Source organism: Candidatus Baltobacteraceae bacterium, assembly GCA_036489885.1.
Lineage (GTDB): Bacteria > Vulcanimicrobiota > Vulcanimicrobiia > Vulcanimicrobiales > Vulcanimicrobiaceae > JAFAMS01.
Genome location: DASXEW010000003.1, coordinates 1,251,604 through 1,277,683, shown reverse-complemented (window position 1 = coordinate 1,277,683; position 26,080 = coordinate 1,251,604). Strand labels below are relative to the sequence as shown.

The window sequence follows — 26,080 nt, the reverse complement described above, 5'->3', positions numbered from 1 at the left end:
ATGGGACAAATTCTCCACGAAATCTTAAGCCTTCACGGCATACTCGCATTGCTGCTCGGAACGGTCGCGGGATTGTTCCTAGGCGCCTTGCCTGGAATCGGCCCCGCAGTGGGAATCGCGCTCTTGCTGCCGCTGAGCTTCTACCTGCCGGTTGGCGACGCGCTCTTGTTCTACGTGAGCTTGTACCAAGCAGCTGAATACGGAGGGTCGATCACGGCGATCGCGTTCGCAACGCCGGGTTCGCCGAATTCCGCGGCGACGATTCCCGATGGTTACGGAATGACGAAGCGCGGACAGCCAGGCAAAGCGTTTTCCTATTCGCTCTGGTCGGCAATCTTCGGTTCGTATGTCGGCATTGCCGGACTCTTCGCGTTAACAATGCCGATCAGCGCCGTGGCGCTTGCACTCGGCTCGCCGGAGTTCGCAGCACTCGGCGTCTTCGCGTTGGCGGCAATCTCGAGCCTCACGGCAAAAGCACCGCTCGAGGGTCTGACTTCTGCCGTCTTGGGTCTGTTGTTCAGCACCGTAGGTCTCGATCTCGTGACGAATACGCCTCGCTTCACGTTCGGATCTGTCTCGTTGAGCGACGGAGTGTCGATCTTGCCGGCGCTCGTCGGACTGTTTGCAATCGCTGAAGCTTTGCGTTTGCTGTCGGCGAAAAGTTCGAATCTCGTATCAAATGATGCGAAAGATCCGGGGCGCTATCGCGTCTGGTTATCGTGGAAAGAGTTTCGCGCCGTATTGCCCACCACTATCATGGGATCCGTAGTGGGCTTTTTCTTCGGTTTGCTTCCCGGTCTATCAGGAAGCGTTCCACCTTGGATCACCTACAATATCGCGCGCTCGGCGTCAAAGCGTCCGGAAGAATTCGGCACTGGCATCCCTGAGGGAATCGTCGCACCGGAAGCCACGAACGCGGCGGTGATGCACTCGACCTTGATCCCAATGCTGACGCTGGGCATACCTGGGACACCGACGTCGGCGATAATCATGGGCGCGATGATGATCGGTGGTCTCGCACCGGGACCGCTTTTGATGACCAACAACGCGAACATCGTCTACGAGCTCTTCTTCGGCCTCATCATCTCGACGGCCGCATTGTGGATCCTCGGCTTAGCCACAACGCGTCTATGGGTTCGAACGTTAAGCATCCCGCGTCGTCCGCTGGCCATCGGAATTTTGGTCCTTTGCATTTTTGGGAGCTTCGTCCAAAAATCAAATCCATTCCATATCGTCTTGGCCTTCTTCTTCGGCGTACTTGGTTACGTCATGGATCGCTTCGGGTTTTCAGTACCTGCAATGATATTAGGCCTGATCATCGGGCCGATCATCGAGTCGAACCTTCGGCGGGCACTGTACGTGAGCGACGGGAGCTTCATGCCTTTCGTGCAGAGTCCGATTGCGTTGGTGTTTCTCATCGCGTCTGTACTCGTCGTGATATTGGGCATCGTGCAACAGCGGCGGCTCAGAGAAAAAGCCTCCAAGAAACTCGTCTCCGTTAATTTGCTAAATCGCGCGTAAGAAAGAGGAATTCCATGAGCGTCGTTACCGGTAGTGAAGCCTTCGTTGAAGTCTTGCGAAAAGAAGGCGTCACCGACATCTTCGGGATCGTGGGATCTGCGTTCATGGATCCGTTGGATCTCTTTCCACAAGCCGGAATTCGCTTTGTCTCGGTACGACACGAACAAAACGCAGCGTTGATGGCTGCCGGCTATGGTCTCGCATCGGGGAGACCCGGCGTATGTATCGGCCAAAATGGCCCGGGCGTCACGAATCTCGTGACCGGCATCGCGAGCGCATACTTGAATCACGTTCCGGTCATCGTGATCACGCCCTCGGTGACCAGCGCGGGCCTTGGTAAAACGGCGATGCAGGAAGTCGAACAGATGTCGCTCTTCTCGAAGATCACCGTCTATCAAACGCAAGTCAATCGACCGGACAAGATTGCATGGGCGATGCGAAACGCGTTTCGAGCTGCAATTGCGCTGCAAGGTCCGGCGCAAGTCGACATCGCGCGCGACTACTGGTATGGACAATTCGAACACGCGGATCTTGAACCGACGCAATATCGCGTGTTGCCACGTCGTGGCGGCGCTCCGGATTCGGAAATCGGCCGCGCCGCGGAACTTCTGAGAAACGCAAAGTCACCATTTATCTTGGTTGGCTGGGGTGTGATCGAATCGGAGTGCGCGGGCGACGTTGCCATGTTGGCTGAGAAGCTCGGCGCACCGGTCGGTACCGTGTATTTGCACAACGACGCATTTCCAATAAAGCATCCGCTCGCAGTTGGGCCGATCGGTTATCAAGGCTCTAAGGCTGCGATGCGACTCATCAGTCAAGCCGACGTCGTCCTCGCACTCGGAACCCGCCTGAATCCCTTCGGAACGATCCCACAGTATGATTTCGACTACTTTCCAAAGACGGCGGCGCTGATCCAAAACGAGATCAATCCCATGAATCTCGGAATGAACTGGCCGCTCGCTGCAGGCTTGCTCGGCGATGCAGGTGAGGTCACGCGTCAACTCGTCGCGGCGATCGACAAATCACCCCGCAAATCATCGCAGCAACGCCTAGATCAGATAGCCCTCGAGAAGATGCAATGGGAAAAAGAGCTCGCCGACCTTTCGAGGAGCGATGCATTGCCAATGACGCCTCGCCGCGCACTTTGGGAAATTTCCCAGGCCATTCCGCCGGATACGATCGTCACACTCGACGTCGGCAACATAACGGGACAGGCAAACTCGTATTTCAACTTCAATAGTCCGCGAAAGTATCTCGGGCCCGGAAACCTCGGCGGTATCGGAGTCGGTTATTCGACGGCGCTTGGAGCCAAGCGCGCGATGCCCGACGTCCCCGTGCTCTCAATCAGCGGCGACGGCGCCTGGAGCATGACGATCCAGGAGATTATGACCGCGGTTCGTGAGAACATTGCTGTCGTTTCGCTCGTGATGAACAACGGCGTATGGGGAGCAGAACGAAGAAACCAATACGATTTCTTCGGCGAGCGCTATTTCTTCACCGATTTGGAAAATCCGGACTTCGCCGAGATTGCACGTGCAATGGGCGCGCACGGCGTTTCAATCCACGACCCGAGCGCGATTGGACCGGCGATCAAGGAGGCGATGGCGCTGGGACGGCCTGCAGTTCTCGACATTCACGTCGACCCGAAGATCTTGTGCGAGCCCTACCGTCGCGACGCGCTCTTAACGCCGACGCGTCTCCTCGAGCGATACCGCGAGCCGGCACACGTAATGACTCCTGCGTAGGAGATCGGCTCGTCAGCTAAACTCGACCGAGGCCCTCATACAAACCTGACCGTCCGGGTCAAGCGTCATCAAATCGGCACCGCCGTCTTTGGCATGCGCGGCGCAATCGAAGGGCGTCATATCAAACAGCGGCCGGCGAGCCGCAAACGTGAAGCGTTTGATCGGCTTTCCGATCTTCTCGCGCACGAGATCGACCAGCATCACGGCTTGCAGCGGGCCGTGCACGACGAGCCCCGCATAGTGTTCGACGTTCATCGCATACGGACGATCGTAGTGAATGCGGTGGCCGTTTGAGGTCAATGCCGAGAAGCGAAACAGCAGCACCGGATCGACGTTGACGCGCCGCGTAACGGTGCCGGGCTCGAGCGCAAGCGGCGGATCTTTCGGCGCTTCTTTCGCACCGGGAGTCGCAGCACCGCGATAGACGATATCCTGTTCTTCTTCGATCGCGAGTCCCGCACGTCCGGAAATCTCGTAGCGCACCGTCACGAACACCAGCTCACCCGAGGTTCCCGTCTTTTCCTTGACGGAAAGAATCGTGCCGACGCGTTCCACCGTCTCACCAAGCTCGAGCTCGCGATGAAACGTGATGCGGCCGCCTGCAAACATGCGGCGCGGCAACGCGATCGCCGGCATGAAACCGCCGCGGCGCGGATGTCCGTCTTCGCCGAGCTCCGATTCGCGCGCCCAGGTATTGAAATAGAACCACTGCGCGAGCGGCGGGAGCGTCTTGTTCGGCGAGATCGTCTCGAGCGTGGTGTCGAGGATTGCCGCTAAGTCGGCGATGCGATGGTGGTCGAGTCTATCGGTACGGCGCTCTTGGCCGGTCACTCCATGCCTTTCCACCCAAATCGCTGAATCCGGTTGAGACCACGCAAGACGGCGGAACGGCTCAGCGCGACGGCGAGCGCCGAGTCGCGCTCGTGATAGGCGCGCAGCACGCGGCCGCGATCGGTGTACGATTCGAGCATGCCTTCGGGCAGCGAGACGCTGTAGTGTCTCAGCTGCAGCACGCGGAGTCCAAGATGTTCGATGATTTGCCGCAGCTGCGAATTTCCGCTGATGTTGAGCTCAGCATCGCGAAAGGCGACGTTCGCGCGAAAGTAGGCTTCGACGTCGAACTTTTCGTTTGCGGCCGCAAGATCGGCATAGATCGCATCGAGGATCGCGAGCTGTGCGTCGGTCGCATTTGCGACGATGAGCTCGGCAGCCAGCGCATTGAGCATCGCTCGGACCTGATACAGCTCGCAGATTTCGTTCCACGTCCAGCGTTTGACGCGCGGACGGCGGTGCGACTCGATCTCGACGAGGCCTTCTTTCTCGAGCAGCAACAGCGCTTCGCGTACCGGCGTGCGGCTCGTATCGAAGCGGCGCGCGAGGTCAACGGAATTGAGATCGTGACCGGCGCGTAAGCGGCCGGCAACGATGTCGGCTGCGAGTTCCTTTGCGATGTTCCCAACCAAAGAGTTGGGCCAGCACGAGACAGCCAAAGACTCGGAGCGACTAAACTCCGGCGGCGTGTCGACAGACGCGTGGGAGAGATTTTGCAAGGCGCGACCACCTCAGGGCGTTGCCGAAACATTGTTTTCGGTTGTCGACAGTCCTGCATCACTTTTACGAGTTCGCCTGGGCCTTTTTGATAAAATCGTGTGAAGCCACGATCTCGCCGTAAGCCGGGAAGATTTTCTGGATCGCAAAGTCGTGCATCGAGCCGTCGAAGCTCGCGCAGCAATCCTCGAGCACGTTGCAGGCAAAGCCCGAATCCGCCGCGTGCCGCAGCGCCGACTCGACCACCATATTCGTTGCCACGCCTGCTAAATACAGTTCTCCCGTGCGTCGTCCGACGAGGAGCTCCATGAGCGCCGTTCCGATGAACGGATTCACGCAGCCCTTGTGGATCACGGGCTCGCCGTCGATCGGTTTGACCTCGTCGCAGAACTCCGTGTCCGGGCTGCCGAGGCGCATGCCTCCTGACGTTTCGAACGAATCAAAGCGCTTCGTCCGGCTGGTGCGGACCGAGTGTTTCGGGTCGAATCCGACGTGCACGTGGATGACCGGAACGTTGTGCTTGCGCGCGGCTTCAAGGCAGGCTTTGGCCTTCGCAAGCACGCCGCGCTTGTCGACTTCGGCTGCCGCCATGCCCTTGCAAACGGCATTCTGATAATCCATCAATACGAGCGCGAACTTATCCATCGATCCTCCGCTTAATCGAGCTTACCGGCATATTTTTCGAGCGCGCTCCACGCAGCATCACCGAATTCCGTATGCCAGCGTTTATAGTAACCGCTCGCGGTGATCGTCGCTTTGATGCTGGCGCGATCGCACGCGTTGAACTTAAGACCTTGGCGCGAGAGCTTGTCTTGCACCGAACGCGTCAACACGTCGACGTCGTGGCGTTCCAACAGCGCAGCGTCGTTGAGGTTTTTGCGCAAACTCGCTTGATATTCGGGCGGCAGCGACTTCCACTTCTCTCCGCCGATCATGATCCAGTAGCCGTTCCACATGTGATGCGTGAGCGAGGCGTATTTTTGAACCTCGAACCAGCGCAGCGACTGGATCGTCACGAGCGGCGCTTCCAGACCGTCGACGATGTGCGTCTGCAGCGCAGTATAAACTTCCGGCGTCGCGAGCACCGTCGGCGATGCGCCCATTGAACGCAGCGAATCGAGACGCAGCTTGCCGGGTGCGGAGCGGACTTTCAAACCCGCGAGATCTTCGGCGCGGCGAATCGGCTTCGTGCTCGTCGTAAAATCGCGAAAGCCGCCGTCCCAAACGCGATCGAGCGCGACGATCCCCGTCTTGGATGCGATCTCGTTGCGCACGATCGTGCCGAGGTCGCCGTCGAAGGCCTTAAATACCGTCGGCTTATCTTTGAATGCGTACGCCGTGCTCTCGATCGCCGCAACCGGGACGATCGTGTCCATCAGCGCGCCAGGCATGCCGACCATCTCGAGCGCGCCGCTTCGCAGCTGCGTGATCATCGCGGGATCGCCGCCGAGAGCGCTATTCGCAAACGGCTTGATCGAAAGACCGCCGTTCGTCTCCGCATAAACTTTGCGGAACGCCTCGACCGCGCGCACCGTGAGCGGATGCGATGCATCCAGATCGTTACCGTACTTCCATTCGAATTGCGCCGCGAGTGCCGGGCTTCGAACAAAGGCGATCGATGCGAAGGCTGCGGTCGAACCAAGGAACTGTTTTCGAGTAGTCATCGTACCTCGTGGAGCGCCGCGAGCACGGCGTCGGTGTCTTGTCCAAGTAATGGTGCGGCGCGCGTTTCGCCCGCAACGCCGTCGAAGCGCCAAATCGGCGCGTAGATCGTCTGCTGCCCGACTTCGGGATGTTGCACAACGCGAAAGAAGTCGCGCGACTGCAGCTGCTCGTCTTCCAAGAGCTGCGCGATATTGAGCCCGGCGCCGGCCGGGACGTCGTGCGCTTGCAGCTCTTTGAAGGCTTCATCCGCCGTGCGCGTGCGCGTCCACTTCCGGATCGCGTTATCGACATCGCCCTTCGGTTCGCCACCGAGCACCGTGCACAAACCTTGCCACGCTGCATTGTCATCAATCGAAATGATGATCCAGGCGTCATCGCCTTTGCACGGATACGTGCCTTGCACGCGCATGTACGGATCGGCGTTGCCGACCCACGCTTGCGGAATATCCTCACCCGGAAACTGCACGAGTAGATCGGCGAGCAAGAGCGCTGAGACTTCGAGCTCGGAGAGATCGATGTACGTGCCTTCTCCGGTGCGCGCGCGGCGGCGAAGCGCCGACATGATGGCAAACGACGCGTAGAGCGCGGATGCCGTATCCGGAAACATTCCGCCGACCGCAAGCGGCGGCTCGTCCGGATATGCGTTCAAACTGCACAAGCCCGACCACGCATCGAGCGAGGGACCGTAGCCGACGTAAGCGCTTTGCGGGCCTTGCTGTCCGAACGCCGAGAGGGAGGCCATGATGAGATCCGGTTTGATCTCGCGCAAGGTCGCGTAGTCGAGCCCCAGCTTCTTCATCACACCAGGCGAGAAATTTTCGATGACGACATCGGCTTGGCGCACGAGCCCCTTGGCGTGTTCGCGCTGCGCATCGTCGGTCAAATTGAGCGCGACGCTCTTCTTGTTGCGGTTCTGCGCGTTCCAAACGCCGCTGCGATTGACTCCGGCTTCGTTGTCCGGATACGGTCCCTGACGACGATGGACGTCGAGGCGTTTCGGACTTTCGATCTTGATGACGTCGGCGCCGAGATCGGCCAGCGTCGCAGCGGTATACGGTCCCGCCCACACGTGTCCGAAGTCGATGACGCGAATTCCATCGAGCGGCATCATGCGGGATACGGCTCCCCCGGAATCAAGCGCGGCGGCAGCACGCCGTCGGCGTACGGTTCGAAAAATTCACGCGCAGCCAGCTGCGGCATGTGCGCGAGGTCCCGCAGCGTGTTGACCGCGGCGAACGGCACCGATCGCTTTTGAGCTTCCCATGCGATCTCGGCTTTTGGGTGCGCGGCGAGCCACGGCGCAATGCGCTTCTCGATGTCGACGCGATTGTCGTAGCGATAGTCGTTGTCGAGATAGCGTTTGTCGAGCGCCCATCCCGGGTTGCCCATCATGTCGACGAACCCAAGCCAATGATGCTCTTCGACGATTTGCAAGAAGACGTAACCGTCGCGGCACTTCTTGATTCCCCACGGCGCCAGCTTCCAGACGCGCATGAAGCGCGATGAGATTATGCCTTCGTAGAAATATTTCGAAAGCTCGCGGCGCATGGTCGGAATGAGCGTCTCGACCATCGAGACGTCGACGTGATGGCCTTTGCCGGTTTGCTCGCGCAAGCGCAAGCCGGCCAAGACCGCACCCGCGGTGCTGATGCCGCCGTAGATCGAAACGAGCGAACCGGGCAGCTTGATCGGCGGCTGCTTGCGTCCGTCGCCCTCTTTGGGCATGTCGCGCGGATTCATGTAACCTAGACCCGACATGAACGCGACGACGGCGTCGCTGCCGCGGTAATTGCGATACGGTCCGGTCGTGCCGAACGGCGTGACGTTCGCAACGACGATTTGCGCGTTCACGGCCGAGAGACTTGCGAAATCGAGACCGCGCGGTTCACTATCCTTGGGGCGGCGATCGTCGATTAGCGCATCGGCGTCCAAACACAACGTCTTGAGATCGCGCTTGCCTTCGGCCGTCGTCAAATTGACTTCGATGTGGTTTTGCGATCGATCGAAGTACGCATGCACGGCGGGATCTGCATCGCGATGGGGATCGGGCGGCGTGCTCGTGTCGATGACGCGTGTGACACGCGCGCCCGCAGACGCGAGCATGCGCGATGCATACCCTGCAGCCAGACCCCGACCGGCGTCAACCAGCTTCACGTTTTCGGCAGAATCCCTGAGGCCGAGCCGACGATCACTTTCTCACCGCGTTGATTCTCGATCCAGACTTCACACGCAACGCGCACACCCTTGGCTTCGCTCGACATCCCCGTAACTTTGCCGCGTGCAACGCAGAAATCGGTCACGAGTACGGGACGCCGAAACGTGAGCGAGCACGTGCCGCCCTCGAGCCAGCCGGGTCCGAAGGCTTCGCGCAATTGGCGGAAGATCAGGGATGCAACTTGCGGACCGATCGCAACGGGCGCGGCCAAACCTTCGCGCTGGGCGGCAGCCATGTCGGTGTGAATCGTCTGCTCGTCTTTGCGCTTGAAATCGTCGAGGCGGAATTGCCGCGCGATCTCGGGGAGCACGTCGCCGGCGGCGACGTTCGATTTCAGAACTGCGACCGCCATTAGATGCGCTCCGCCTTGATGCCGGTGTCGATCCCTTCGCCCGCGCGCGGCGCCGTGCGCTCGAGCGCGTCGAGCACGTGCACGCGCTCCGTGCGAAAGACGACGTCACCTTTTACATCGGTTGCCTCGGCGGTGTAGACGATGTATTCGCGATCGTTCTTCACGTACTTGTCCGTAATGCGGCAGATGACGTGCAGCTGCTCGTTGATCCGAATCGGGCGGACGTTCTCCATCTGCCACTTGTAGAAGAGCCCGCGCACGTTGTAGGTGCGCGAAAGCAGCCAACGCGGCGGACGATAGGTGATTTGCGGCGGTGCGATGCGTCCGCCATACGGCGAATCGAGCGTATAGAACTCGTCGTAGTCGAGATCCAATCGGCATTGCAGCTCGACCATGTCCTCGGTGACGACCCAATCCATCTCGCCGAGGACCGTCCCGACGACGATCTCATCGTACGTTGCACGTTTTCCCTGAGCGTCGGCCTCAACGCGGGTTTTGCTGGCTCCTTCGGTCATGCCGGGACCTCTTCGCGCTTCTTGCTATTAAGCTGCTTGTAAAATGAAAAGACTTCGGGGAACGGCAAATCGCCGACCGTGTTTTCGGCTGCCTGATAGATTTGGCGGCACAGCTCCGTCACCGTCGCCTCCGCGCCGACTTCTTGTGCCAAGCTGCAGGCAAGCGCAATGTCCTTGATCATGTAGGTGATCGGAATCAATCCGAGTCCGAACGATCCGCTGCGAATGTATGAGGGATAGTAGCGTTCGAGAATGTAGCTTGTCCCCGAGCCTGCGGTCAGACTCTCGATGATCTTCTCCATCGGAATCCCGGCCGCGAGCCCGATCGTCACGATTTCCGCGGCCGCGACGCAAAATGCGCCGACCAGCTGGTTGTTCAGGATCTTGATGATCTTCGCGCGTCCGAGCTCGCCGACGTAGTCAACGTCCCCGAGCGGCGCGATGACGCTTGCGATTTTATCGTAGGTTGCGCGCGGACCGCTGATCACGATCGGCGACTTGCCGTCTTTAGCGCCCTGCACGCCGAGACCGTAGACTGCAGCATCGAGAAACGCAATGCCGGCTTTTTGCATCATCGCGTCGAGCTTGCGCGTCGCATCCAGCGAGGTGCTGCTCAAATCGACGTAGATCGAGGTGGTGCGTTTCGGTTCGGCGACGATTTGCTGCGCAACGTCGAATACGGCGTCGTCGTTGGTCGTCATCGTGATCGTCAGCTCGGAGGCGCGAACGACGGACGCAACGTCCGGACAAAACGTGGTGTGGGCTTTGAGATCGGGATCGGCGCCGCGCGCATGATTGCGATCGTACGTGAAGACGGTGTTGCCGTTGCGAGCAAGATTGAGCGCGATCGGCGTGCCCATCGCGCCGACGCCGATAACTCCAACCTTCATCCTTTGGCTCCCGTCGTCTCTTGCAGCCAGCGCAAGATGACCGGATAATAGTGCTTGCCGTAGCCGGCGGCCGAGGCTCCGCGATACAGCGCATTGGCCGTGGCGCCGACCATCAGCGGCGCGTGATTCGCGCGGCAATATTCGATCAGGATGTTGATGTCCTTGATCATGTAGTCGATGCCGAATCGTCCCGGCCCGACGTCGTCTTTCAAATAGAATTTTTCGAAATGATTGCGCAGCACGAAGCTGTCGGCAGAACCTTTTTCCAGCGACATGACGAGCGTCTCGGCATCGATGCCGGCTTTCATCCCGATTTGCAACGCTTCTGCGGTTAGCGCCACATTGACGGCTGCAAAATAGTTGTTCATCAGCTTGATCAGCTTCGCGTGACCGAGCTCGCCGATGTACGCGATCGTTTCGGCGAATGCCGAGAACACGGGACGCCATTTGTCGACGAGCTTCTCGTCGCCGTCGACGTAAATCGTCAGCGTGCCCTTTTCGGCCGCGGCGACGCCGAGCGTGCACGCGCCGCCGATCGTCGCGACGCCGCGCTGCGCAAGCTTTTTGCCGACGAGCTTGATTGTGTCGGGGCTGATCGTGCTGAAATCGGCGTACGTGAAGTTGCCGGTCAACGTGGCGATGCCGTTCTCGCCGAGCGCGACCGCGTTGACGTGCGCATCGGCCGGAAGCATCGAAAGCACGATGCCTCCCTCGCGCGCGACGTCGCGCGGTGAGGCGCAGACCTCGGCCCAGGCCTTCGCAGCTTCCAGCGCTTTCGGGTTCGCGTCGTAGACGCGGGGCCGAAGCTTCAGGCGCTCCGCGATGTTGCGCGCCATCGGCATCCCCATCGCCCCGAGGCCAATGAACCCAATCTCCACGCCTAGCGCCTCCTCGTCGAAATTCTTACCGCCCCGAGCAGGAGTGTCGACACTTCGTCGGAACTGCCGAACCAAAATATACGGGGTTTAGCGAATATTGTCTAGCTCAAATTCCCTAAATGTCGACATAAGAGCCTCGATTGCATCAGCGCTCGCCGAAGAGATCGTCGCGGGACGGCTGCGTGCCGGGGCCGACCTGAACTCCGTCGAGCTGGCCCGCCGATTCGATACGAGCCGCACGCCGGTCCGCGAGGCGCTCCTCATGCTCGAGAAAGCCGGCCTGGTCGAAATCGAGTCCCGCCGGCGCCCGCGCGTGCGGCGCTGGAGCCGGGCCGAGGTCCGCGAGCTGTACCTGGTCCGCGCTGCGCTGTACGCGCTGGTCGCCGAGCAGATCGTCGCAAACTCGAGCGACGACGAGCTGAAGCTCCTGAGCGCTTGCTACGAAGAGCTGGCGACTGCCGCCGAGGCGCACGATCTCGAGCGCTTCTTCGCGGCCAACGTCGCGTTCCGCGAGATTGAAGCGCGGATCTGCCATAACTCGCAGCTGCGGCAGATTCTCGACTCGCTGGGCTTGCGCGTGCAGCAGCTGCGCCACTACAGCATCTCGCTTCCCGGCGGAATGAACGAATCGCGCTCCGATCGCAAGCGTTTGATTCGCGCCTATTACGAACGTGACGCGCAGCTTGCGGCTGCGCTTAGCCGCTCGACCGTTTTGCGCGCACTAGCGCGCATCGAGCACTCAGGTTGGAGGGGAATGGAATGAGTGTACCGATCGTCGACATGCGGTTGCGTCCGCCGCTGCCGCAGTGGGCAGGAAGCGACGCATTCAAGAGTGCGATGTGGTACGCGCGTAAAGGTCCGGGATTTCTGGGCGCGCGTTCTGCCTGGAACGAATCGATGGACGATCTGCTCGCCGAGATGGATGCAAGCAACATCCGCTACGGCGTCATCATCGGCCGCGCTTCGTTTGGCGCCGGCGCGCTCGGCAGCTTCGACAACGCGTCGATGATCGACGCGCTCGAGAAGTGGCCGAATCGTTTTCTCGGCTTCCTTGGAATGGATCTCGAGAACATTCCGCAGTCGATCAAGCACGTGCGCGAGCTGGCCGGGCACAAAGGCGTCAAAGGCATCTCGATCGAGCCGGGCTCCTCGAAGACGCCGCGCCTTGCCGACGACAAAGCCCTCATGCCGATCTACGATCTCGCATCCGAGCTGAAGCTTCCGATTTCGATATCGCTGAGCGGCTTGCTCAGCGCGCTAGCGGGCCACGACATGACCTGGTGCAGCCCGATTCCGGTGCAGCGCGTCGCGTTCAAATATCCGCAGCTGCCGATCATCTGTTCGCACGCGTCGTGGCCGTTCGCCGCCGAGATGGTTTCGATCGCGCTGACGTGCCCGAACATTTACGTCTCACCGGACGTCTATATTTCGACGGCATACATGCCGTGCGCGCAAACGTACATCGACGCTGCAAACTGTTTTCTATCCGAGCGCACGCTTTGGGGGACGGCGTATCCGAGTCGCGGACACGCTGAAGCCGTGCGCGATACGACCACATTCAATTGGGCTCCCGGCGTTCTCGACAAAGCCTATTGGCACAATCCTGCGAGGCTCTTGAACCTCACACTCGACGATCGGAGCAAATAGTGGTTGCAAGTTTTGCCGAACTCGATCAAGCGAAGGTCAATCGCTTTCACGTCCTGGTGACGTTTCTTTCGGGTATGGGCGTCTTTTTGGAAGGCTACGACTTCACCAACATCGGTGCAGCGCTCGTCTTCCTGATTCCCTACTACCACTTGACGCCGCTCACGACGTCGTGGCTTGCAATCTCGACGTACCTCGGTACGGTCGTCGGGGCGCTTGGCGCGGGATATCTCGCCGATCGCTTCGGCCGCCGTCATCTTTATATGTGGGACGTGGTCGCGTACGCATTCTTCGGATTGCTTAGTGCGGTTTCGTTCAGCTATCCGATGCTCTTTCTTGCGCGCGTCGGACTGGGCGCGGGCATCGGCGCCGACCAAGCGCTGAGCTTCACGATCATCGGCGAATTTGCACCGCGCAAGTCACGCGGCAAGCTGAACGGCTCGACGATGATTCTGTGGGGCGTCGGCGCATTCGCGTCGTTCCTGATCAGCTATCTCTTGCTGCCGATCGCCGGACCGAATACCTGGCGCATCGTGTTCGCGTTCTCTGCGATTCCCGCACTGCTCGTTTTGATCGGACGGCGGGCACTTCCGGAGACGCCACGCTGGCTGCTCCAGCACGGACTCACCTCGCAAGCGAAAGAGGCGATGGATCACACGCTATCCGGCGCGACGAACGAAGCACCGCTCGATACGCGCGTCATCGGACCCACGCCGAAAGTGCAGCTTCCGGCGTTCAAAGATCTCTTCAGCAATCCGGTGCAAGCCAAACGCACGCTCTATATCGTCGCGATGTGGGGGCTTGTCACCGTTTCAACATATGGAATAAGTTTCTTCACACCGATCGTGTTCAAACATCTCGGCTACACGGATCAACGCGCACTTCTGGGCGGCGTGTTCGTCGGATTGTGCGCAACGGTCGGTGCGTTCTTGATGACGGTCACGGTCGACAAGTGGGGTCGAAAGACGCTCGCGGCCGGCGGATTCCTCGTCATGGCTGCCATCATCGCGACCGTCGGTACGATCGGAAAAGAGATCGCGTTCCCGCTCTTGCTCACGCTCTTCTGTCTCTTCCAGTTTGCGGCGTTCTGGGGACCGGGCGCGGTCGTCGTCGTCACTGCGCCCGAGATGTTCCCGACGCGACTGCGTTCGCTCGGCGTCGGTCTCGGGTCGGCTGCGGGACGGGTTGGTGCAATCGCGGGCATTCTGATGCTGCCGACGCTGCTTGCATCATTCGGGCTTTCGATCACGGTGTACGTGTTCGCGGCGGTATCGACGGTCGCGTTCATCCTCATGCTGCTCCTCGGAACCGAATCGAAGGACACGTCGCTCGAAGGCTTCACGGAAATCGCTCCGATCGAGCAGGCAGCCTACGTTTGAGGTCATTCCCGTCCACGTTGGCTCACGTCGCGCGGACAGCTCGCTCTTCTACTATCTCACCGAACCCCATCAGCAGCTCACGATCCACTATCGTTTGTGGGTCGTGAGAGGCCGGGATTCGACGATCGTCGTCGATAGCGGGCTCCCGCCCGACGAAGCTTTGCGGCGCGGGATCACCGATGCGAAAGACGTCGCCGCAGCGCTGAGCGAAATCGGCGTCGACGCGGATGCGGTTCGCATGGTCGTGCTCACGCATCTGCACTGGGATCACGCTTCAAACGCCGTGCGCTTTCCGAAAGCGACGTTCGTAGCGCAACGCGCCGAGCTCGAATGGCTCACGAGCCCGCTGCTCGGCGAGAAAACGATCGGCCGTTTTTACAGCGACATCAACACGTTTACGAAGATGGCCGATGCCGGACGCTTTCGTTTGCTCGACGGCGACGAGACGATCGTGCCCGGGATCGAAGCGCTCAAAGTCGGCGGCCACACGCCGGGTTCGCAGATGGTCGTCGTCGACGGACACAACGGCCAATCGGTCATCGCGGGCGATGCGATTCCGATGAACCGCAGCTACGTCGAGCGCATTCCCACCGGCATCCACATCAATCTACTGCAAGCGATCGGCGCGCTCGAGCGCATCGACATGATTCGACCAGCGACACTTTTCACCGGTCACGACCCCGAAGCCGCGCTCAGCCTCCTGTAGCACGCCGCCCTTCTTGTCATCCCGAGCGTAGCGCTCGCAGCCACCCTTGTCATCCTGAGCGTAGCGCTCGCAGCCACCCTTGTCATCCTGAGCGTAGCGACGCGCAGCGTCGCGAAGTCGAAGGACCGTTCCGATGATGCAGGCGGCGAAACGATGTGAAAAGGTCGAGGGCACAGGTTGTCGCGGTCCCTCGACTACGCGCCCCTGCGGAGCGCTACGCTCGGGATGACAGGTATTGAGGCGGCCCTTTGCGCGCAAATCGCTTAACTGCGGTCATCGTACGTGCGCCCGGTAATCCTCGCGTCGCGCGCCCGGTAATCCTCGCGTCGTGCGCCCGGTAATCCTCGCGTCGCGCGCCCGGTAATCCTCGCGTCGCGCGCCCGGTAATCCTCGCGTCGTGCGCCGGTTAGCTAGGCCACTCGCCGCGTTCTTGCAGAACGCTTTTGAGCGTGCGCAGGCCCTCGACCATGCACGGCACGCCGCCGTACGTCGACATTTGAAAGATCACTTCGGCAACTTCTTTTGCGTTCGCACCGGCGTTGAGCGCCGCGCCGCAGTGAATGCGCAATTCGTCCCAGAAATTCAGCACAGCGAGCGCCGCAACCGCGCATAGCTCGCGCTCTTTCTGCGTGAGGATCTCGCGCGCGTACAAGCGGCCAGTGACGAACATCGAGAACTGCCGCGCCAGCTCGGGATCGAACTCTTTCCACAGCGCGTAGACGCCTTCGCCGTCTTTCGGCGTTCCAAAGAGCCGCTTCGCAGTTTCCTGCGTCAGCTTCTTGAGCTCGTTCTCGTCCATCGATTTAGCGGAAAAGCTCTTTCACGGAATGGACGGGAGTTCCGTCTTTGCGCGTGACGGGCCGCGTAACGCTGAGGTTGTACGCCGAGGTCAAGATCGCGTTCATGTGGCGCAGATGACCGCCTGCAACGAGCACCAGAATATCTTCCGGACGCTCGACGATGCCGACCATAGCGTCGTCGTCATCCTTATTAACGTAGGACGGAAGTGGCGCCGTGTTCCAGCCGCCGCGATCGCGCAGCTCGCGAACCGGCTGCCGCGCGTGCTCGAAGATGTACTTTTGCACGTCGGCTTTGCCCCAGCCGAAGCCCTGAAACCAGTTAGCGCTCTCCGACGTGACCACGAGAATTTGCTCGCTCTGCAGGCCGCCGCGATAGATGCCGTTGGCACCGAGGTGCGCCATCGCGGATGCTGCGGAGCCCAGATACCGCTCGGGCGTCTTGCTGACCTGATCGTTGACGTTGTGCGGCGCTTCCGCACAAACGACGGTCACGGCACACACGTCCTTTTCGATACCGCGGTCGACGTGGAACGGTGTCCACGGACTGCCTTCTTCGTCTTCGCCGATGCAATACGAATAGCGGCCGGGATGTCCGTGCGTCGCCATGTCGGTGACGCCCGGCTTGTTGCCGCCGATGTTGATCATCATCAAACGCAGTGCGCGCCCCATCGTCGCGTTTGCGCGCCAGCCGTGACCGAGCACGTTGAACTTGCAGTTCACGTCGAGCTCCGCCCGCGCCGGGCCGTGCACGATCAACAGATGCGCGCCGGGATGCGTCGTCGTCTGACGGCCGTAGAGATTGTATTTCGGATCGAGCATGCACTCGATCGCGGTGATCAGCACCGGCATATACTCGGGCCGGCAGCCGGTCATCACCGCGTTGATCGCGATCTTGCGAACGGTCGCCACACCATTGCGAGGCGGAATCTTGCCGACGACGTCCTCCGGATCGCGGTCCGTATGCTGGAGCATCGCGTCGACGCGTTCTTTCGTCGGCGGGAAGACGGGTAAGCCGTCGGTCCAACCATTTTCGTACGCACGTTCGAAGTAGGCGATCGCGCCTTCGACGGAATCGACGACTTCGACGTCGGGGTTCATGCGCGAACGGTCAACGCCGAAACAATCCCTTCGGATACTTTACGCACTTTTTCGCGCAGCTCGTCTTGCGGCCGCGCCGCGATCGGATGCGGAATGACAATGAGCGGAAGCGCTTCCCAACCTTGCATGCGGCACAAACCACGCGCGTACGTTTCGAACGAGTGCGTGATGAACGTCGCGGTCGGTATCCCGCGTTCTTCGAAGATCATTGAGTCGCGGCAACTCCACGACGCGCAAGAGCCTCAATCACCGACCGCGCCGACGATTGCGTCGCAGGTCAGCGCCTGTTCCAAGAGGTCGGGCTTGATGCCGGAGACCGATTCCTTGCGGAAGTTGCGAAAGCGCGCCTGCGGATAGTCTTTCTGCAGCTGCTGCCTGACCTCGTCGAGCAACACACCGACCAAATCTTTGGTGTTGTCGAGCAGGCCGATGACTTTGCCGTTGAGCGACGGCAAGCGTGCCGCGAGCTTCGACTGGCTTTTGTCTTCTTCGGCCGTGGGATCGTAAACGAGTATGGAAGGCATGATATGCGCTTCTATTGCGCCAAAAACTTTCCCGTGAAGGTGATTGCACTCGCGCCACCACTCGGGGAAGATATAGAACAGCTTCGCAAAGACGTTCGCACGTTTCTTGCAGAGCACGTTCCGCAGTACTCGGCCGAGATTCGCGCGGCTAGCTGGATGAGCTACGATCGTGCGTTCAGCCGGAGCATGGGGGCGCGCGGCTGGATCGGCATGACCTGGCCCAAGCAGTACGGCGGTCACGAGCGTTCCTCGCTCGAGCGCTACGTCGTGCTCGAAGAGCTGCTCGCGGCGGGTGCACCGTCGGGCGCGCATTGGGTCGCCGACCGGCAAAGCGGTCCGCTCATCTTGCGTTGCGGCACCGAGGAAATGAAGCAGTCGATCTTGCCTCGGATCGCGTGCGGCGAGCTGACGTTTTGTATCGGGATGAGCGAGCCCGAAGTCGGCTCCGATCTGGCGAGCGTGCAAGCGCGTGCCGAGCGCGTCGCCGGTGGTTGGAAGCTGAGCGGAACCAAGCTCTGGACGACGTTCGCGCACCAGGCCGATTACATGATCGGACTCTTCCGAACGAGCGGCACGTCAACCGACAAACACAAAGGGCTCTCGCAGTTCGTCATCGATCTGCACACGCCAGGCATCGAGATTCGCACGATTCGCGAGCTTGGCGGCCACGACAATTTCAACGAGGTCGTTTTTCGCGACGCCGTCATTCGCGAAGACTCATTGCTCGGTGACGAGGGCGGTGGCTGGTCGCAAGTCGTCTCCGAGCTTGCGCTCGAGCGCAGCGGACCGGAGCGTTATCTCAGCAGCTTCCGGTTACTCGTCGAAGCGATCGGGGCGGCAGATCGTGGCGACTCGCGCGTGACGACGGAGCTTGGAATCATGTATGCCGAGCTCGTGACGCTGCGGCAGATGTCGCTCGGCGTCGCCGCCATGCTCGGCGAAGGCAAAGACACCGGCATCGCTGCCGCCGTGGTGAAAGACCTCGGCGTCACGTTCGAGCAGCGCATTCCGCACGCGATTCACGACATGTTCGGACGCGAACTGCTCGGAACCGACGATCTCACGCGCGTGCAAGCCGTCACGACCGAGATGGCGCCGGGATTTTCGTTGCGTGGTGGAACGCGCGAAATTTTGCGCTCGCTCATCGGCCGGGAGCTCTTGCGATGACGGCCGAGCTGCAAGCGCTCTTCGCAGAGAGCGCGCACGAATTGTTCTCAAGCGAAGTCGACGAGAACACGCTGCGTGCCGCCGAGGGCGGAACGTGGCCGCGCGCGCTGTGGAAGCACGTCGAAGAGAGCGGTTACACGACGCTGTTCGACGACGACGAGCTCGGCGCAACCTGGAACGAAGCGTATCCGATTATCGCAGCAGCAAGCGAAGCGCTCGCACCGATTCCGCTCGCTGAAACGTTGATTGCGGGATGGCTCTTGCGGCAGGCCGGCATCGAACAACCGCCGGGCCCGCTCACGATCGTTCCGGACGCGAGCGACGTGGCACACATGCAAGGTGTTCCGTGGGGCCGCGCGGCCGAACACGCCGTCGCGGTCATTCCCGGTGCGCTTGAAAGCTCGGTCGTGCTGTACCGGATCGCGCATCTGCGCGTGACGCCGGGGAAAAACGCCGCCGATGAGCCCCGCGATACGCTTGACGCCGCGGCCGCGGGTCCGGTTAAGTCGGCCGCGCTGCCCGGCAATCTGCCGGCTGACGTTGTGCAACGCTTCGGTGCGCTCGTGCGCGCGGTGCAAATGGCGGGTGCCGTCAATCGTATCCTCGAGCAGTCGGTGCGCTTCGCAAAAGAACGCGAACAGTTCGGAAAGCAGATCGGCAGCTATCAGGCGATCTCGCATCAGCTTGCGATTCTCACGGAAGAGAAAATCGCAGCAGAGGTGGCGTCGGCGTATGCGTGGCGCGAGCTGGCGAGCGATGCGAAGAGCAATGCAGCCGGCGTCGCAAAAATTCGCGCCGGACGAGCGGCCGGGATCGCGACGACGATCGGGCACGCGGTTCACGCCGCGATCGGGATGACGCGCGAACACACGCTGCATTTTGCCACGCGCAGGTTATGGTCGTGGCGCGCCGAGTTCGGTTCGGAATCGCACTGGGCGCGAAAACTTGGAGAAGACGTCGTCGCCCGCGGTGGCGCAAACTTTTGGAGTGATATTACATGAAGGTCTCACGCAAACAGGTTCTCGGAGCTGCGGCAGGTGCGTTTGCCTCCGTCGGCATTCTGCGCTTTCGCGGTGATGCAGCCGAGTTTTCGTACAAGCTCGCCAACGACACCGTTCCGACGCATCCGCTCAATGTCTCCACGGCAACGGCCGTCAAGCGCATTCAAGATGCCTCCGGCGGCCAGCTCGAGATTCGCGTCTTCCAAAACGCGTCGCTGGGCAGCGATCCGCAGCTGCTTTCGCAAGTGCGCAGCGGAGCCGTCGAATTCATCGAGGTCGGCAACGACATTCTCGGCGCGATCGTCCCGGCTGCGGCACTCGGTACGATGCCGTTCGCATTCAACTCATACCAGCAAATGGAGAGCGCGACCGGCGGCGCGTACGGCGCCTACGTTGCCGGACTCGCGGAGAAAGCCGGCATTCGAAAGTTTCCGAATGCGTTTTACGCGGGGCTGTTTCAAACGCAAAGCCGCCTCGGACCGATCAACGCTCCCGGCGATCTGAAAGGCCTCAAGATCCGCGTCCCACCCGGCCCGCTTGCGATTGCAATGTTCAAAGCATTCGATGCATCGCCGACCCCGGTCTCGCTGGCTGAAGTCTACACCTCGCTGCAAACGCATCTCGTCGACGCGTTGACCGTGCCGCTGCCGGTGTTCGAAAAATTCAAGTTCTACGAACAAGTGAAGTACTGTTCGCTGACCTCACATAGCTACGTCAACTATCTGCTGCTCGGAAATCTGGCTGCGTGGCAGCGCCTCCCGAAGAAACTGCAAGAGATCGTCGATCGTGAGTTCGCCCTAGCTTCAAACGAAGCGACGCTCAGCATGGCCGATCAAGAGCAGAATCTCGAAACGACGCTGCGCGGACAAGGCATGATGTTCAATGCACCGGCACTCGAACCGTTCCGGCAAGTCATTCGCAGCGCCGGACTTTACGCGCAGTGGCGTCAGCAATACGATCCGGCCGCCTTCGATCTGCTTCAGAAAGCGGTTGGGAAACTCGCTTAGCTTAGTTCCACGAAACGAATGGCCGCTGACGCCGCGGCGCGGCCTTCGCCGATTGCGTCCGACAGCAAACCACCGCAGCCCACGCGAACGGCGCCCGCAGCAAAGAGACCGGGGATCTTCGTTTGCAGTGAGCCGTCGGTTATGACGCGGCCGTGCTCGTCACGCGGAACGTCCTCGTCGAGATATTCAGAATTGGGTTCGAGACCGATATATGCGAACATCGCGCTGCACGGCAGCTCGCGGCTTGCATCGGCTTTCGTATCCCAGACGACGGCTTTCTCGACGTGCTCTTCGCCTTCGAGCCGCTCGACGATCGTGTTCCAGAGAATCCGAACGTTGCTGCAGCGTTCCAGCTCTTCGACGAATTCCGGCGTCGCGGTGAACGCCTCATCGCGATGCGCAACGTACACGGTACTGCACAAGCCGGCGAGCGTCAGCGCTTCCTGTATCGCCGAATCCCCGCCGCCGACGACGATGACGTCTTTGCCGGAAAACATCGGCCCATCGCAATCCGCGCACTGCGAAACGCCGCGCCCTTCGTACTCTTCTTCACCGGGAATGCCCAGACGCTTCAGACGCGCGCCTGAGGCGAGAATGACCGTGCGTGCAGTGTGCACCTCGCCGTCGACGCGCACCGCGAATCCGTCGCCGTTGTTTTCGACCAGCTCGACGATTCCGTTCAGCGACTCGACGCCGGCATCCGTTGCCGCCGTCATCAGCTCGGTCGCGAAGTCGACACCTGAACCGCTCGCGCCGTCGAGGCTGGGGTTCAGCTCGTTGACGTTCACGATCAAGCCGCCGAACATCAACGACTCGATACAAGCCGTCCGTAAACCAGCGGAGGCCGTTTCTTTTGCCGAGGTCAATCCAGCAGCGCCGGCTCCGATAACGATGACGTCCCAGGCGCGTTCCATTTCACTTCCTTCTCGCGTACTATAGGTAATAATGCCTGCAATAACTGCAAGTCCTGCTCTCTCGCATCTCCGGATTCTCGACCTCACGCGCGTCCGTTCCGGGCCGACCTGCGTCAAGCAATTCGCGGATTTCGGCGCCGACGTCATTAAGATCGAGGCGACGGTCGCGGAAGATTTCGGCGCGCCGCGTGAGAGCCCCGATTTCCAGAACCTCCATCGCAACAAACGTTCGCTGACGCTCGATCTGAAGAAGCCCGAAGGCCGCGAGGTCTTCATGCGGCTGGTCAAGACGGCCGACGTCGTCGTCGAAAATTTCCGGCCCGACGTCAAGGCACGTTTGGGGATCGATTACGAATCGCTGCGCGCGGTCAACAAACGCATCATTCTCGCGAGCATTTCGGGCTTCGGACAAGACGGACCGTACCGCGAGCGTCCGGGCCTGGATCAAATCGCGCAAGGCATGAGCGGGATCATGTCGGTAACGGGGGCGCCGGGCGAGGGTCCGATGCGCGCGGGGGCCGCGGTCTGCGACGTGACCGCGGGTTTGCTGGCGGCGCTCGGCATCATGACAGCGCTGCTCGAGCGCGAACATTCGGGCGAAGGCCAGTGGGTGCAATCGACGCTCTTGCAAGCCGGCTTGCAAGTGCTCGATTTTCAAGCTGCACGCTACACGATGCTGGGTGAAGTTCCGGCTCAAGTCGGCAACGATCATCCTACCAACGTTCCGTCGTCGGCGTATACGACGGCCGACGGTTACGTCAGCATCGCCGCAACCGGCAGCGCCTTTTGGAAGCGCCTGTGCGACGTCATCGGGCGTCCCGATTTATTTGCGGACCCGGATTACGCGGACAATCCGAACCGGATCAAAAACCGCAAGGCGCTCAACGACACGATCGATGCCGCGATGAAAACGAAAACGACCGCCGAGTGGGTTGCGATCCTGGGTGCGGCCGAGATTCCGTGCGGACCGATCTACAAGATGGATCAAGTCTTCGCCGACGAGCAGATGCAGCATCTGCGCGTGACGAGCGAGGTCGAGCATCCGCGCCTCGGAAGGCTGAAGATTCTCAGCCAGTTTGCGACCTTGATGCGTACGCCCGGCAAGCTCGTGACGGCGGCGCCGGAGCGCGGCGCGCACACCGGCGAAGTGCTGCGCGAATCGGGATACAGCGAAGCCGAGATCGCGAAACTGCAAGAGCAAAAGATTGTCTAGCGCCCTGCGCGTCACGCACGAAGACGGCGTGACGCTGCTCGTCCTCGACGCGCCCGAGAAACGCAATCCGCTCACCGAAGCGCTGATGCACGCCTATGCGGCTGCGATCGAAGAGATCCGGCGCGACGCTCGCGTGCGCGCAGTCGTGCTCGCCTCGAACGGACCCGCATTCAGCGCGGGCGGCGACATGGGAATGCTCGAGGAGCAGCTGACGTGGGAGCCCGAGAAAAATCGCCGCCAAATGGGCCGCTTCTATCGCGCGTATCTCACCGGGCTTACACTCGACGTGCCGGCGATCGCAGCCATCGAAGGCGACGCAATCGGCGCCGGCCTGACGCTTACGCTTTCGTATGATATTCGGATCGCGTCCGAATCGGCGCGTCTCGGCTTCACGTTTCTGAACCTCGGCCTACATCCGGGTATGGGAACGACGCATCTTCTTCCGCTGCTCGTCGGTGATGCGCGCGCAGCCGAGCTGGTCTTCACAGGCAAGCTGATCTCCGGGAGCGACGCTGCCTCAATCGGTCTTGTGAATCAGGCACTTGCAGCCAAGACCGTGCGCGAGACCGCGATGACGATGGCGCGCGAGATCGCGGCCAAACCCGGGCAAGCGATGCGTCTGGCAAAACGCGCGCTCACGCGGCGCAAGCTCGAAGGCCTCGAAGCCGCGCTGGATTACGAAGCGATGGCGCAGGCGAGTGGTTTTGCCTCCGCGGAGATGCGTGCGATGATCGAAGCCTGGCGGAAGCGTTAGGTGGCGAAACCAAAAGCGTCAACGCTCAAGGTGCTCTCGGCTCAGAGAGCTATGAACCTGCGGCAGCTCCTGCTGGCGACGTCGCGCATGGTGAACGCGCACATGACGGCGCTGCTCTTGCAGCGCGGGCACAAGAAATTCAAGCCGACGCATTTGAACCTCTACTCGCACATCGACTTCGAGGGAACACGGCTCAACGTGCTCGCGACCCGTGCGAGTATGACAAAGCAGGCGATGTGGCAGCTCGCCAACGAGCTCCAACTCCTCGGCTACGTCCGGCGCAAGATCGACGCGAGCGACCGCCGTAACCGGATCATCGCGTTAACGGAGGCCGGCAACCACTTGATGCTCGAATGCATGGACGCGCTCTCGGAAATCGAAGCAGAGCTCCGGCAAGTCGTCGGCGCTTCGACGTACACGAGCATGCGCAAAACGCTGCATTCGCTCGCACACCTGCGCGCGAAACGCACGACGCGTAAACGCGCTACGTAAGCGCGAACTTGTAGTCGACCGCGACGCAGCCGCTGCCGTCGGGTCGCACGATGACCGGATTGAACTCCATCTCCTGCACGTCAGGAGCCTCGAGTGCCAGCTTCGACACATTTGCGATCAGCTGCGCGAACGAGTTGCGATCGAATCCCGCAGCGCCGCGAAATCCCGCGAGCAGCCGGTCGAGCACGGTGCCGTGCAACATCGAAAGCGCCTGATCCGGGTCGAGCGGCGCCGGCCGCATCGCGAGCTTTCCGAAAAGCTCGACGAACGTTCCGCCTGGTCCGATCGCGACGATGGGCCCGAACGTCGGATCGCGTTTGACGCCGACGAATGCATGCGTCCCCTCACCGACCATCTCTTGGATCAACATGCCGTCGATGCGCGCGTCCGGATGATTTGCGCGAATGCTCGCGAGAACGCGCTCGTACGCTTGCGCCAGCTCGTCCGCCGAACGGATATTGATTGCGACGCCGCCGGCCTCGGTACGGTGCAACAATTCCGGTGCCGCAATCTTGACGACAACCGGACCGTTCACCGACGCGCGAAAGTGCTCCGCCTCTTCGAGCGACGCCGCGAGCAGCTGGCGCGGAAGCGCAATGCCGTAACGTACGAGGACTGCAATTTGTCCGGCCGTCGTCGCGAGATCGTCGCCGCGGACGCGGCCACGCGCTTCGCGGGAATGCGTCAGGTTCGAATGCGCGGTCGCGTCGTGAACGAGCTTTCGCGCCAGCGCTCCTGCGGCGCGGGCGGGATCGGCCACAACCGGAAAGCGTGCAGCGCGCAATTTTGGAGCCAGCGCTTCGCTCGGCGCCGACCACGAGACGGCGAACGGTTTAGCGCACTCTTCCGCAAGCGCGTTCAGCTCGGCGAGCAAGATCTCGCCTTCGCGCCAAATCAATGCGACACACAAAACGCCTGCGTCGTAGGCGTCGCTCTCGAGCATCGTACGCAGACAGTTCACCATTAGGCCGGCTTGCAACGACGCAGCTCCCGTCATGTCGAGCGGATTCGAAATCGTTGCAAAAGCGGCAAGCTTTTCGGACAATTTCTCCTTCACTTCGGCAGGCGGCAACGGCAGGGCAGCACCCGCGGTCTCTGCGGCATCTGCGGCCAAGACGCCGGCTCCGCCCGAATGCGAAACGATCGCGAGCCGTTTGCCTTTGGCACGCGGCGTTCGTTCGAACATCTTGAGCAGCTCGAGAAGATGCTCGCCGTCGGTCGCGCGGACGACGCCGTAAGCATCGAAGATTGCTTGCGCGACTTCGTCGGATCCGACGAGCGCGCCGGTGTGCGATTTGGCGGCGACCGAACCTGCTTGCGTCGTACCGGCTTTCAGGACCACGATCGGTTTGCCGATCGAGGCCGCTAGCTTGGCAAGCTCGACAAAGCCGCTCCCATCGCGAACGTTTTCCAAGTAGCCGCACAGGACGCTAACGTCATCGCGCACGATGAGGGAGCGCGCCAGATCCGTGAACTGAAGATCGGCTTCGTTTCCGGTGCTGATGAAAAAGCGGAACCCCAGGCCTTCTTGCAGCCCACGCGCGACGACTGCCGTACCGAACGCGCCGCTTTGCGAAACGAGCGCGACGTCGCCTTTAGGAAAATCGGTGCGATCGAAGGCCTGGCTGATCGTGGCGACGAGACCGTTTCCCAAATTGACGACGCCGACCGAGTTCGGACCGACCATCCGAATATTTTTTGCGCGAAACGCTTGGACCAGCTCGCGCTCCAGCTTCGCGCCTTCTTCTCCGACTTCGGAGAAGCCGGAGGACAGCACGAGCGCTGACGTGATTTTTCCGTTCGGTACGGCCTCGATGCTGGCGCGGATCGTTGCGGCGGGGACTGCGAACACCGCAAGGTCGACCGTACCGTCGACGCTCGCCAGATCGGCGACGCACGCTAAACCGTCGATATCGGAATAGCGCGGATTGACCGGGAGAATTTTCCCGCTGTATTGGTGGCGGCGCATCGCCTGCAAGACGAAGCCGCCGCCCATACGCGTGCCATCGGGATTCGCGCCGACGATTGCGACGCTGCGCGGCTCCAGTATCG

At 61.0% G+C, this 26,080-nt stretch carries 28 protein-coding genes; 12 read left to right on the top strand and 16 right to left on the bottom strand.

The features are described 5' to 3' along the window. Together VGG22_12210 and VGG22_12205 are read left to right on the top strand one after the other, a co-directional pair. Entirely contained in the window at positions 1-1,521 is a 1,521-nt protein-coding gene (locus tag VGG22_12210) for a tripartite tricarboxylate transporter permease (GenBank protein ID HEY1729132.1), read from the top strand. A 14-nt stretch (positions 1,522-1,535) separates the two neighbouring features. After that, positions 1,536-3,266, top strand: coding sequence for a sulfoacetaldehyde acetyltransferase (locus tag VGG22_12205; GenBank protein ID HEY1729131.1), 1,731 nt, complete (start codon positions 1,536-1,538; stop codon positions 3,264-3,266). Positions 3,267-3,278: 12 nt separating this feature from the next. Here the strand turns inward: VGG22_12205 and VGG22_12200 are convergent, their stop codons facing one another. The 10 genes from VGG22_12200 to VGG22_12155 all read right to left on the bottom strand — a co-directional run bounded on the left by VGG22_12200 (position 3,279) and on the right by VGG22_12155 (position 11,329). Next, entirely contained in the window at positions 3,279-4,097 is an 819-nt protein-coding gene (locus VGG22_12200) for a MaoC family dehydratase N-terminal domain-containing protein (GenBank protein HEY1729130.1), read from the bottom strand. Continuing rightward, positions 4,094-4,729 carry a GntR family transcriptional regulator gene (locus tag VGG22_12195; GenBank protein HEY1729129.1) on the bottom strand — a complete coding sequence of 212 codons (636 nt, stop codon included), beginning with the start codon at positions 4,727-4,729 and terminating at the stop codon, positions 4,094-4,096. Before VGG22_12195 ends, VGG22_12200 begins: the two co-directional genes overlap by 4 nt. 151 nt (positions 4,730-4,880) lie before the next feature. Further along, entirely contained in the window at positions 4,881-5,459 is a 579-nt protein-coding gene (locus tag VGG22_12190) for an isochorismatase family cysteine hydrolase (protein ID HEY1729128.1), read from the bottom strand. An 11-nt stretch (positions 5,460-5,470) separates the two neighbouring features. Then, positions 5,471-6,478 (bottom strand): TRAP transporter substrate-binding protein, encoded by a 1,008-nt coding sequence (locus VGG22_12185; GenBank protein ID HEY1729127.1) that lies wholly within the window; start codon positions 6,476-6,478, stop codon positions 5,471-5,473. Then, positions 6,475-7,590, bottom strand: coding sequence for a CoA transferase (locus VGG22_12180; protein HEY1729126.1), 1,116 nt, complete (start codon positions 7,588-7,590; stop codon positions 6,475-6,477). Before VGG22_12180 ends, VGG22_12185 begins: the two co-directional genes overlap by 4 nt. Beyond that, positions 7,587-8,633, bottom strand: coding sequence for a CoA transferase (locus VGG22_12175; GenBank protein HEY1729125.1), 1,047 nt, complete (start codon positions 8,631-8,633; stop codon positions 7,587-7,589). Before VGG22_12175 ends, VGG22_12180 begins: the two co-directional genes overlap by 4 nt. Beyond that, positions 8,630-9,046 carry a MaoC family dehydratase gene (locus VGG22_12170; GenBank protein ID HEY1729124.1) on the bottom strand — a complete coding sequence of 139 codons (417 nt, stop codon included), beginning with the start codon at positions 9,044-9,046 and terminating at the stop codon, positions 8,630-8,632. The genes VGG22_12175 and VGG22_12170 overlap by 4 nt, the downstream gene beginning before the upstream one ends. Beyond that, entirely contained in the window at positions 9,046-9,561 is a 516-nt protein-coding gene (locus tag VGG22_12165; protein HEY1729123.1) for a MaoC family dehydratase, read from the bottom strand. Before VGG22_12165 ends, VGG22_12170 begins: the two co-directional genes overlap by 1 nt. Then, on the bottom strand, positions 9,558-10,451 hold the full coding sequence (locus VGG22_12160; protein ID HEY1729122.1) for an NAD(P)-dependent oxidoreductase: 894 nt from the start codon (positions 10,449-10,451) through the stop codon (positions 9,558-9,560). Before VGG22_12160 ends, VGG22_12165 begins: the two co-directional genes overlap by 4 nt. Beyond that, positions 10,448-11,329: an NAD(P)-dependent oxidoreductase gene (locus VGG22_12155; GenBank protein HEY1729121.1), complete on the bottom strand. Its 882-nt coding sequence runs from the start codon at positions 11,327-11,329 to the stop codon at positions 10,448-10,450. Before VGG22_12155 ends, VGG22_12160 begins: the two co-directional genes overlap by 4 nt. Before the next feature lie 97 nt (positions 11,330-11,426). Between VGG22_12155 and VGG22_12150 the strand changes: the two genes are divergently transcribed. The 4 genes from VGG22_12150 (at position 11,427) to VGG22_12135 (ending at position 15,058) form a co-directional block, all read left to right on the top strand. Then, positions 11,427-12,092, top strand: a complete 666-nt coding sequence (locus VGG22_12150) for a GntR family transcriptional regulator (GenBank protein HEY1729120.1) — start codon at positions 11,427-11,429, stop codon at positions 12,090-12,092. Then, on the top strand, positions 12,089-12,976 hold the full coding sequence (locus tag VGG22_12145) for an amidohydrolase family protein (protein HEY1729119.1): 888 nt from the start codon (positions 12,089-12,091) through the stop codon (positions 12,974-12,976). The genes VGG22_12150 and VGG22_12145 overlap by 4 nt, the downstream gene beginning before the upstream one ends. Continuing rightward, positions 12,976-14,352 (top strand): MFS transporter, encoded by a 1,377-nt coding sequence (locus tag VGG22_12140; protein ID HEY1729118.1) that lies wholly within the window; start codon positions 12,976-12,978, stop codon positions 14,350-14,352. Before VGG22_12145 ends, VGG22_12140 begins: the two co-directional genes overlap by 1 nt. A 103-nt stretch (positions 14,353-14,455) precedes the next feature. Further along, positions 14,456-15,058 carry an N-acyl homoserine lactonase family protein gene (locus tag VGG22_12135; protein HEY1729117.1) on the top strand — a complete coding sequence of 201 codons (603 nt, stop codon included), beginning with the start codon at positions 14,456-14,458 and terminating at the stop codon, positions 15,056-15,058. A 406-nt stretch (positions 15,059-15,464) separates the two neighbouring features. On the opposite strand, the gene VGG22_12130 is transcribed toward VGG22_12135, so the two are convergent. Genes VGG22_12130 through VGG22_12115 form a run of 4 tightly spaced genes read right to left on the bottom strand, consistent with a single transcriptional unit; the run spans position 15,465 to position 17,480 of the window. Continuing rightward, positions 15,465-15,857: a carboxymuconolactone decarboxylase family protein gene (locus VGG22_12130; protein HEY1729116.1), complete on the bottom strand. Its 393-nt coding sequence runs from the start codon at positions 15,855-15,857 to the stop codon at positions 15,465-15,467. Positions 15,858-15,861: 4 nt separating this feature from the next. Continuing rightward, entirely contained in the window at positions 15,862-16,956 is a 1,095-nt protein-coding gene (locus VGG22_12125) for a hypothetical protein (protein ID HEY1729115.1), read from the bottom strand. Beyond that, positions 16,953-17,165 carry a hypothetical protein gene (locus tag VGG22_12120; GenBank protein ID HEY1729114.1) on the bottom strand — a complete coding sequence of 71 codons (213 nt, stop codon included), beginning with the start codon at positions 17,163-17,165 and terminating at the stop codon, positions 16,953-16,955. The genes VGG22_12125 and VGG22_12120 overlap by 4 nt, the downstream gene beginning before the upstream one ends. Before the next feature lie 33 nt (positions 17,166-17,198). Next, positions 17,199-17,480 carry a hypothetical protein gene (locus VGG22_12115; GenBank protein ID HEY1729113.1) on the bottom strand — a complete coding sequence of 94 codons (282 nt, stop codon included), beginning with the start codon at positions 17,478-17,480 and terminating at the stop codon, positions 17,199-17,201. A 3-nt stretch (positions 17,481-17,483) separates the two neighbouring features. Here VGG22_12115 and VGG22_12110 point away from each other — a divergent pair, with 3 nt between their 5' ends. Genes VGG22_12110 through VGG22_12100 form a run of 3 tightly spaced genes read left to right on the top strand, consistent with a single transcriptional unit; the run spans position 17,484 to position 20,655 of the window. Then, the gene (locus VGG22_12110; GenBank protein ID HEY1729112.1) at positions 17,484-18,647 is read left to right on the top strand and encodes an acyl-CoA dehydrogenase family protein; all 1,164 of its coding nucleotides are present in this window, start codon (positions 17,484-17,486) and stop codon (positions 18,645-18,647) included. Further along, positions 18,644-19,648 carry an acyl-CoA dehydrogenase family protein gene (locus VGG22_12105; GenBank protein HEY1729111.1) on the top strand — a complete coding sequence of 335 codons (1,005 nt, stop codon included), beginning with the start codon at positions 18,644-18,646 and terminating at the stop codon, positions 19,646-19,648. Before VGG22_12110 ends, VGG22_12105 begins: the two co-directional genes overlap by 4 nt. Beyond that, positions 19,645-20,655, top strand: coding sequence for a TRAP transporter substrate-binding protein (locus VGG22_12100; protein HEY1729110.1), 1,011 nt, complete (start codon positions 19,645-19,647; stop codon positions 20,653-20,655). The genes VGG22_12105 and VGG22_12100 overlap by 4 nt, the downstream gene beginning before the upstream one ends. On the opposite strand, the gene VGG22_12095 is transcribed toward VGG22_12100, so the two are convergent. Further along, positions 20,652-21,569 carry an FAD-dependent oxidoreductase gene (locus VGG22_12095; protein ID HEY1729109.1) on the bottom strand — a complete coding sequence of 306 codons (918 nt, stop codon included), beginning with the start codon at positions 21,567-21,569 and terminating at the stop codon, positions 20,652-20,654. The two genes, VGG22_12100 and VGG22_12095, sit on opposite strands and share 4 nt — an antisense overlap. A gap of 31 nt (positions 21,570-21,600) precedes the next feature. Between VGG22_12095 and VGG22_12090 the strand changes: the two genes are divergently transcribed. The 3 genes from VGG22_12090 to VGG22_12080 are packed head-to-tail and all read left to right on the top strand — an operon-like array spanning position 21,601 to position 24,028. Then, the gene (locus tag VGG22_12090) at positions 21,601-22,782 is read left to right on the top strand and encodes a CoA transferase (GenBank protein ID HEY1729108.1); all 1,182 of its coding nucleotides are present in this window, start codon (positions 21,601-21,603) and stop codon (positions 22,780-22,782) included. Then, positions 22,775-23,536: an enoyl-CoA hydratase/isomerase family protein gene (locus VGG22_12085; protein HEY1729107.1), complete on the top strand. Its 762-nt coding sequence runs from the start codon at positions 22,775-22,777 to the stop codon at positions 23,534-23,536. Before VGG22_12090 ends, VGG22_12085 begins: the two co-directional genes overlap by 8 nt. Positions 23,537-23,587: 51 nt before the next feature. After that, positions 23,588-24,028, top strand: a complete 441-nt coding sequence (locus VGG22_12080; protein ID HEY1729106.1) for a hypothetical protein — start codon at positions 23,588-23,590, stop codon at positions 24,026-24,028. Here the strand turns inward: VGG22_12080 and VGG22_12075 are convergent. Continuing rightward, positions 24,021-26,075 (bottom strand): acetate--CoA ligase family protein, encoded by a 2,055-nt coding sequence (locus VGG22_12075; GenBank protein ID HEY1729105.1) that lies wholly within the window; start codon positions 26,073-26,075, stop codon positions 24,021-24,023. The two genes, VGG22_12080 and VGG22_12075, sit on opposite strands and share 8 nt — an antisense overlap. Between the last annotated feature and the right edge of the window lie 5 nt (positions 26,076-26,080).

Bases quoted from the DNA above. Each gene is read 5' to 3' on its own strand.
- VGG22_12210 (HEY1729132.1), top strand. From the start codon at position 1: ATGGGACAAATTCTCCACGAAATCTTAAGCCTTCACGGCATACTCGCA.
- VGG22_12205 (HEY1729131.1), top strand. From the start codon at position 1,536: ATGAGCGTCGTTACCGGTAGTGAAGCCTTCGTTGAAGTCTTGCGAAAA.
- VGG22_12190 (HEY1729128.1), bottom strand. From the start codon at position 5,459: ATGGATAAGTTCGCGCTCGTATTGATGGATTATCAGAATGCCGTTTGC.
- VGG22_12185 (HEY1729127.1), bottom strand. From the start codon at position 6,478: ATGACTACTCGAAAACAGTTCCTTGGTTCGACCGCAGCCTTCGCATCG.
- VGG22_12180 (HEY1729126.1), bottom strand. From the start codon at position 7,590: ATGATGCCGCTCGATGGAATTCGCGTCATCGACTTCGGACACGTGTGG.
- VGG22_12170 (HEY1729124.1), bottom strand. From the start codon at position 9,046: ATGGCGGTCGCAGTTCTGAAATCGAACGTCGCCGCCGGCGACGTGCTC.
- VGG22_12165 (HEY1729123.1), bottom strand. From the start codon at position 9,561: ATGACCGAAGGAGCCAGCAAAACCCGCGTTGAGGCCGACGCTCAGGGA.
- VGG22_12160 (HEY1729122.1), bottom strand. From the start codon at position 10,451: ATGAAGGTTGGAGTTATCGGCGTCGGCGCGATGGGCACGCCGATCGCG.
- VGG22_12145 (HEY1729119.1), top strand. From the start codon at position 12,089: ATGAGTGTACCGATCGTCGACATGCGGTTGCGTCCGCCGCTGCCGCAG.
- VGG22_12130 (HEY1729116.1), bottom strand. From the start codon at position 15,857: ATGGACGAGAACGAGCTCAAGAAGCTGACGCAGGAAACTGCGAAGCGG.
- VGG22_12125 (HEY1729115.1), bottom strand. From the start codon at position 16,956: ATGAACCCCGACGTCGAAGTCGTCGATTCCGTCGAAGGCGCGATCGCC.
- VGG22_12120 (HEY1729114.1), bottom strand. From the start codon at position 17,165: ATGATCTTCGAAGAACGCGGGATACCGACCGCGACGTTCATCACGCAC.
- VGG22_12115 (HEY1729113.1), bottom strand. From the start codon at position 17,480: ATGCCTTCCATACTCGTTTACGATCCCACGGCCGAAGAAGACAAAAGC.
- VGG22_12110 (HEY1729112.1), top strand. From the start codon at position 17,484: ATGCGCTTCTATTGCGCCAAAAACTTTCCCGTGAAGGTGATTGCACTC.
- VGG22_12105 (HEY1729111.1), top strand. From the start codon at position 18,644: ATGACGGCCGAGCTGCAAGCGCTCTTCGCAGAGAGCGCGCACGAATTG.
- VGG22_12100 (HEY1729110.1), top strand. From the start codon at position 19,645: ATGAAGGTCTCACGCAAACAGGTTCTCGGAGCTGCGGCAGGTGCGTTT.
- VGG22_12095 (HEY1729109.1), bottom strand. From the start codon at position 21,569: ATGGAACGCGCCTGGGACGTCATCGTTATCGGAGCCGGCGCTGCTGGA.
- VGG22_12090 (HEY1729108.1), top strand. From the start codon at position 21,601: ATGCCTGCAATAACTGCAAGTCCTGCTCTCTCGCATCTCCGGATTCTC.
- VGG22_12080 (HEY1729106.1), top strand. From the start codon at position 23,588: ATGAACCTGCGGCAGCTCCTGCTGGCGACGTCGCGCATGGTGAACGCG.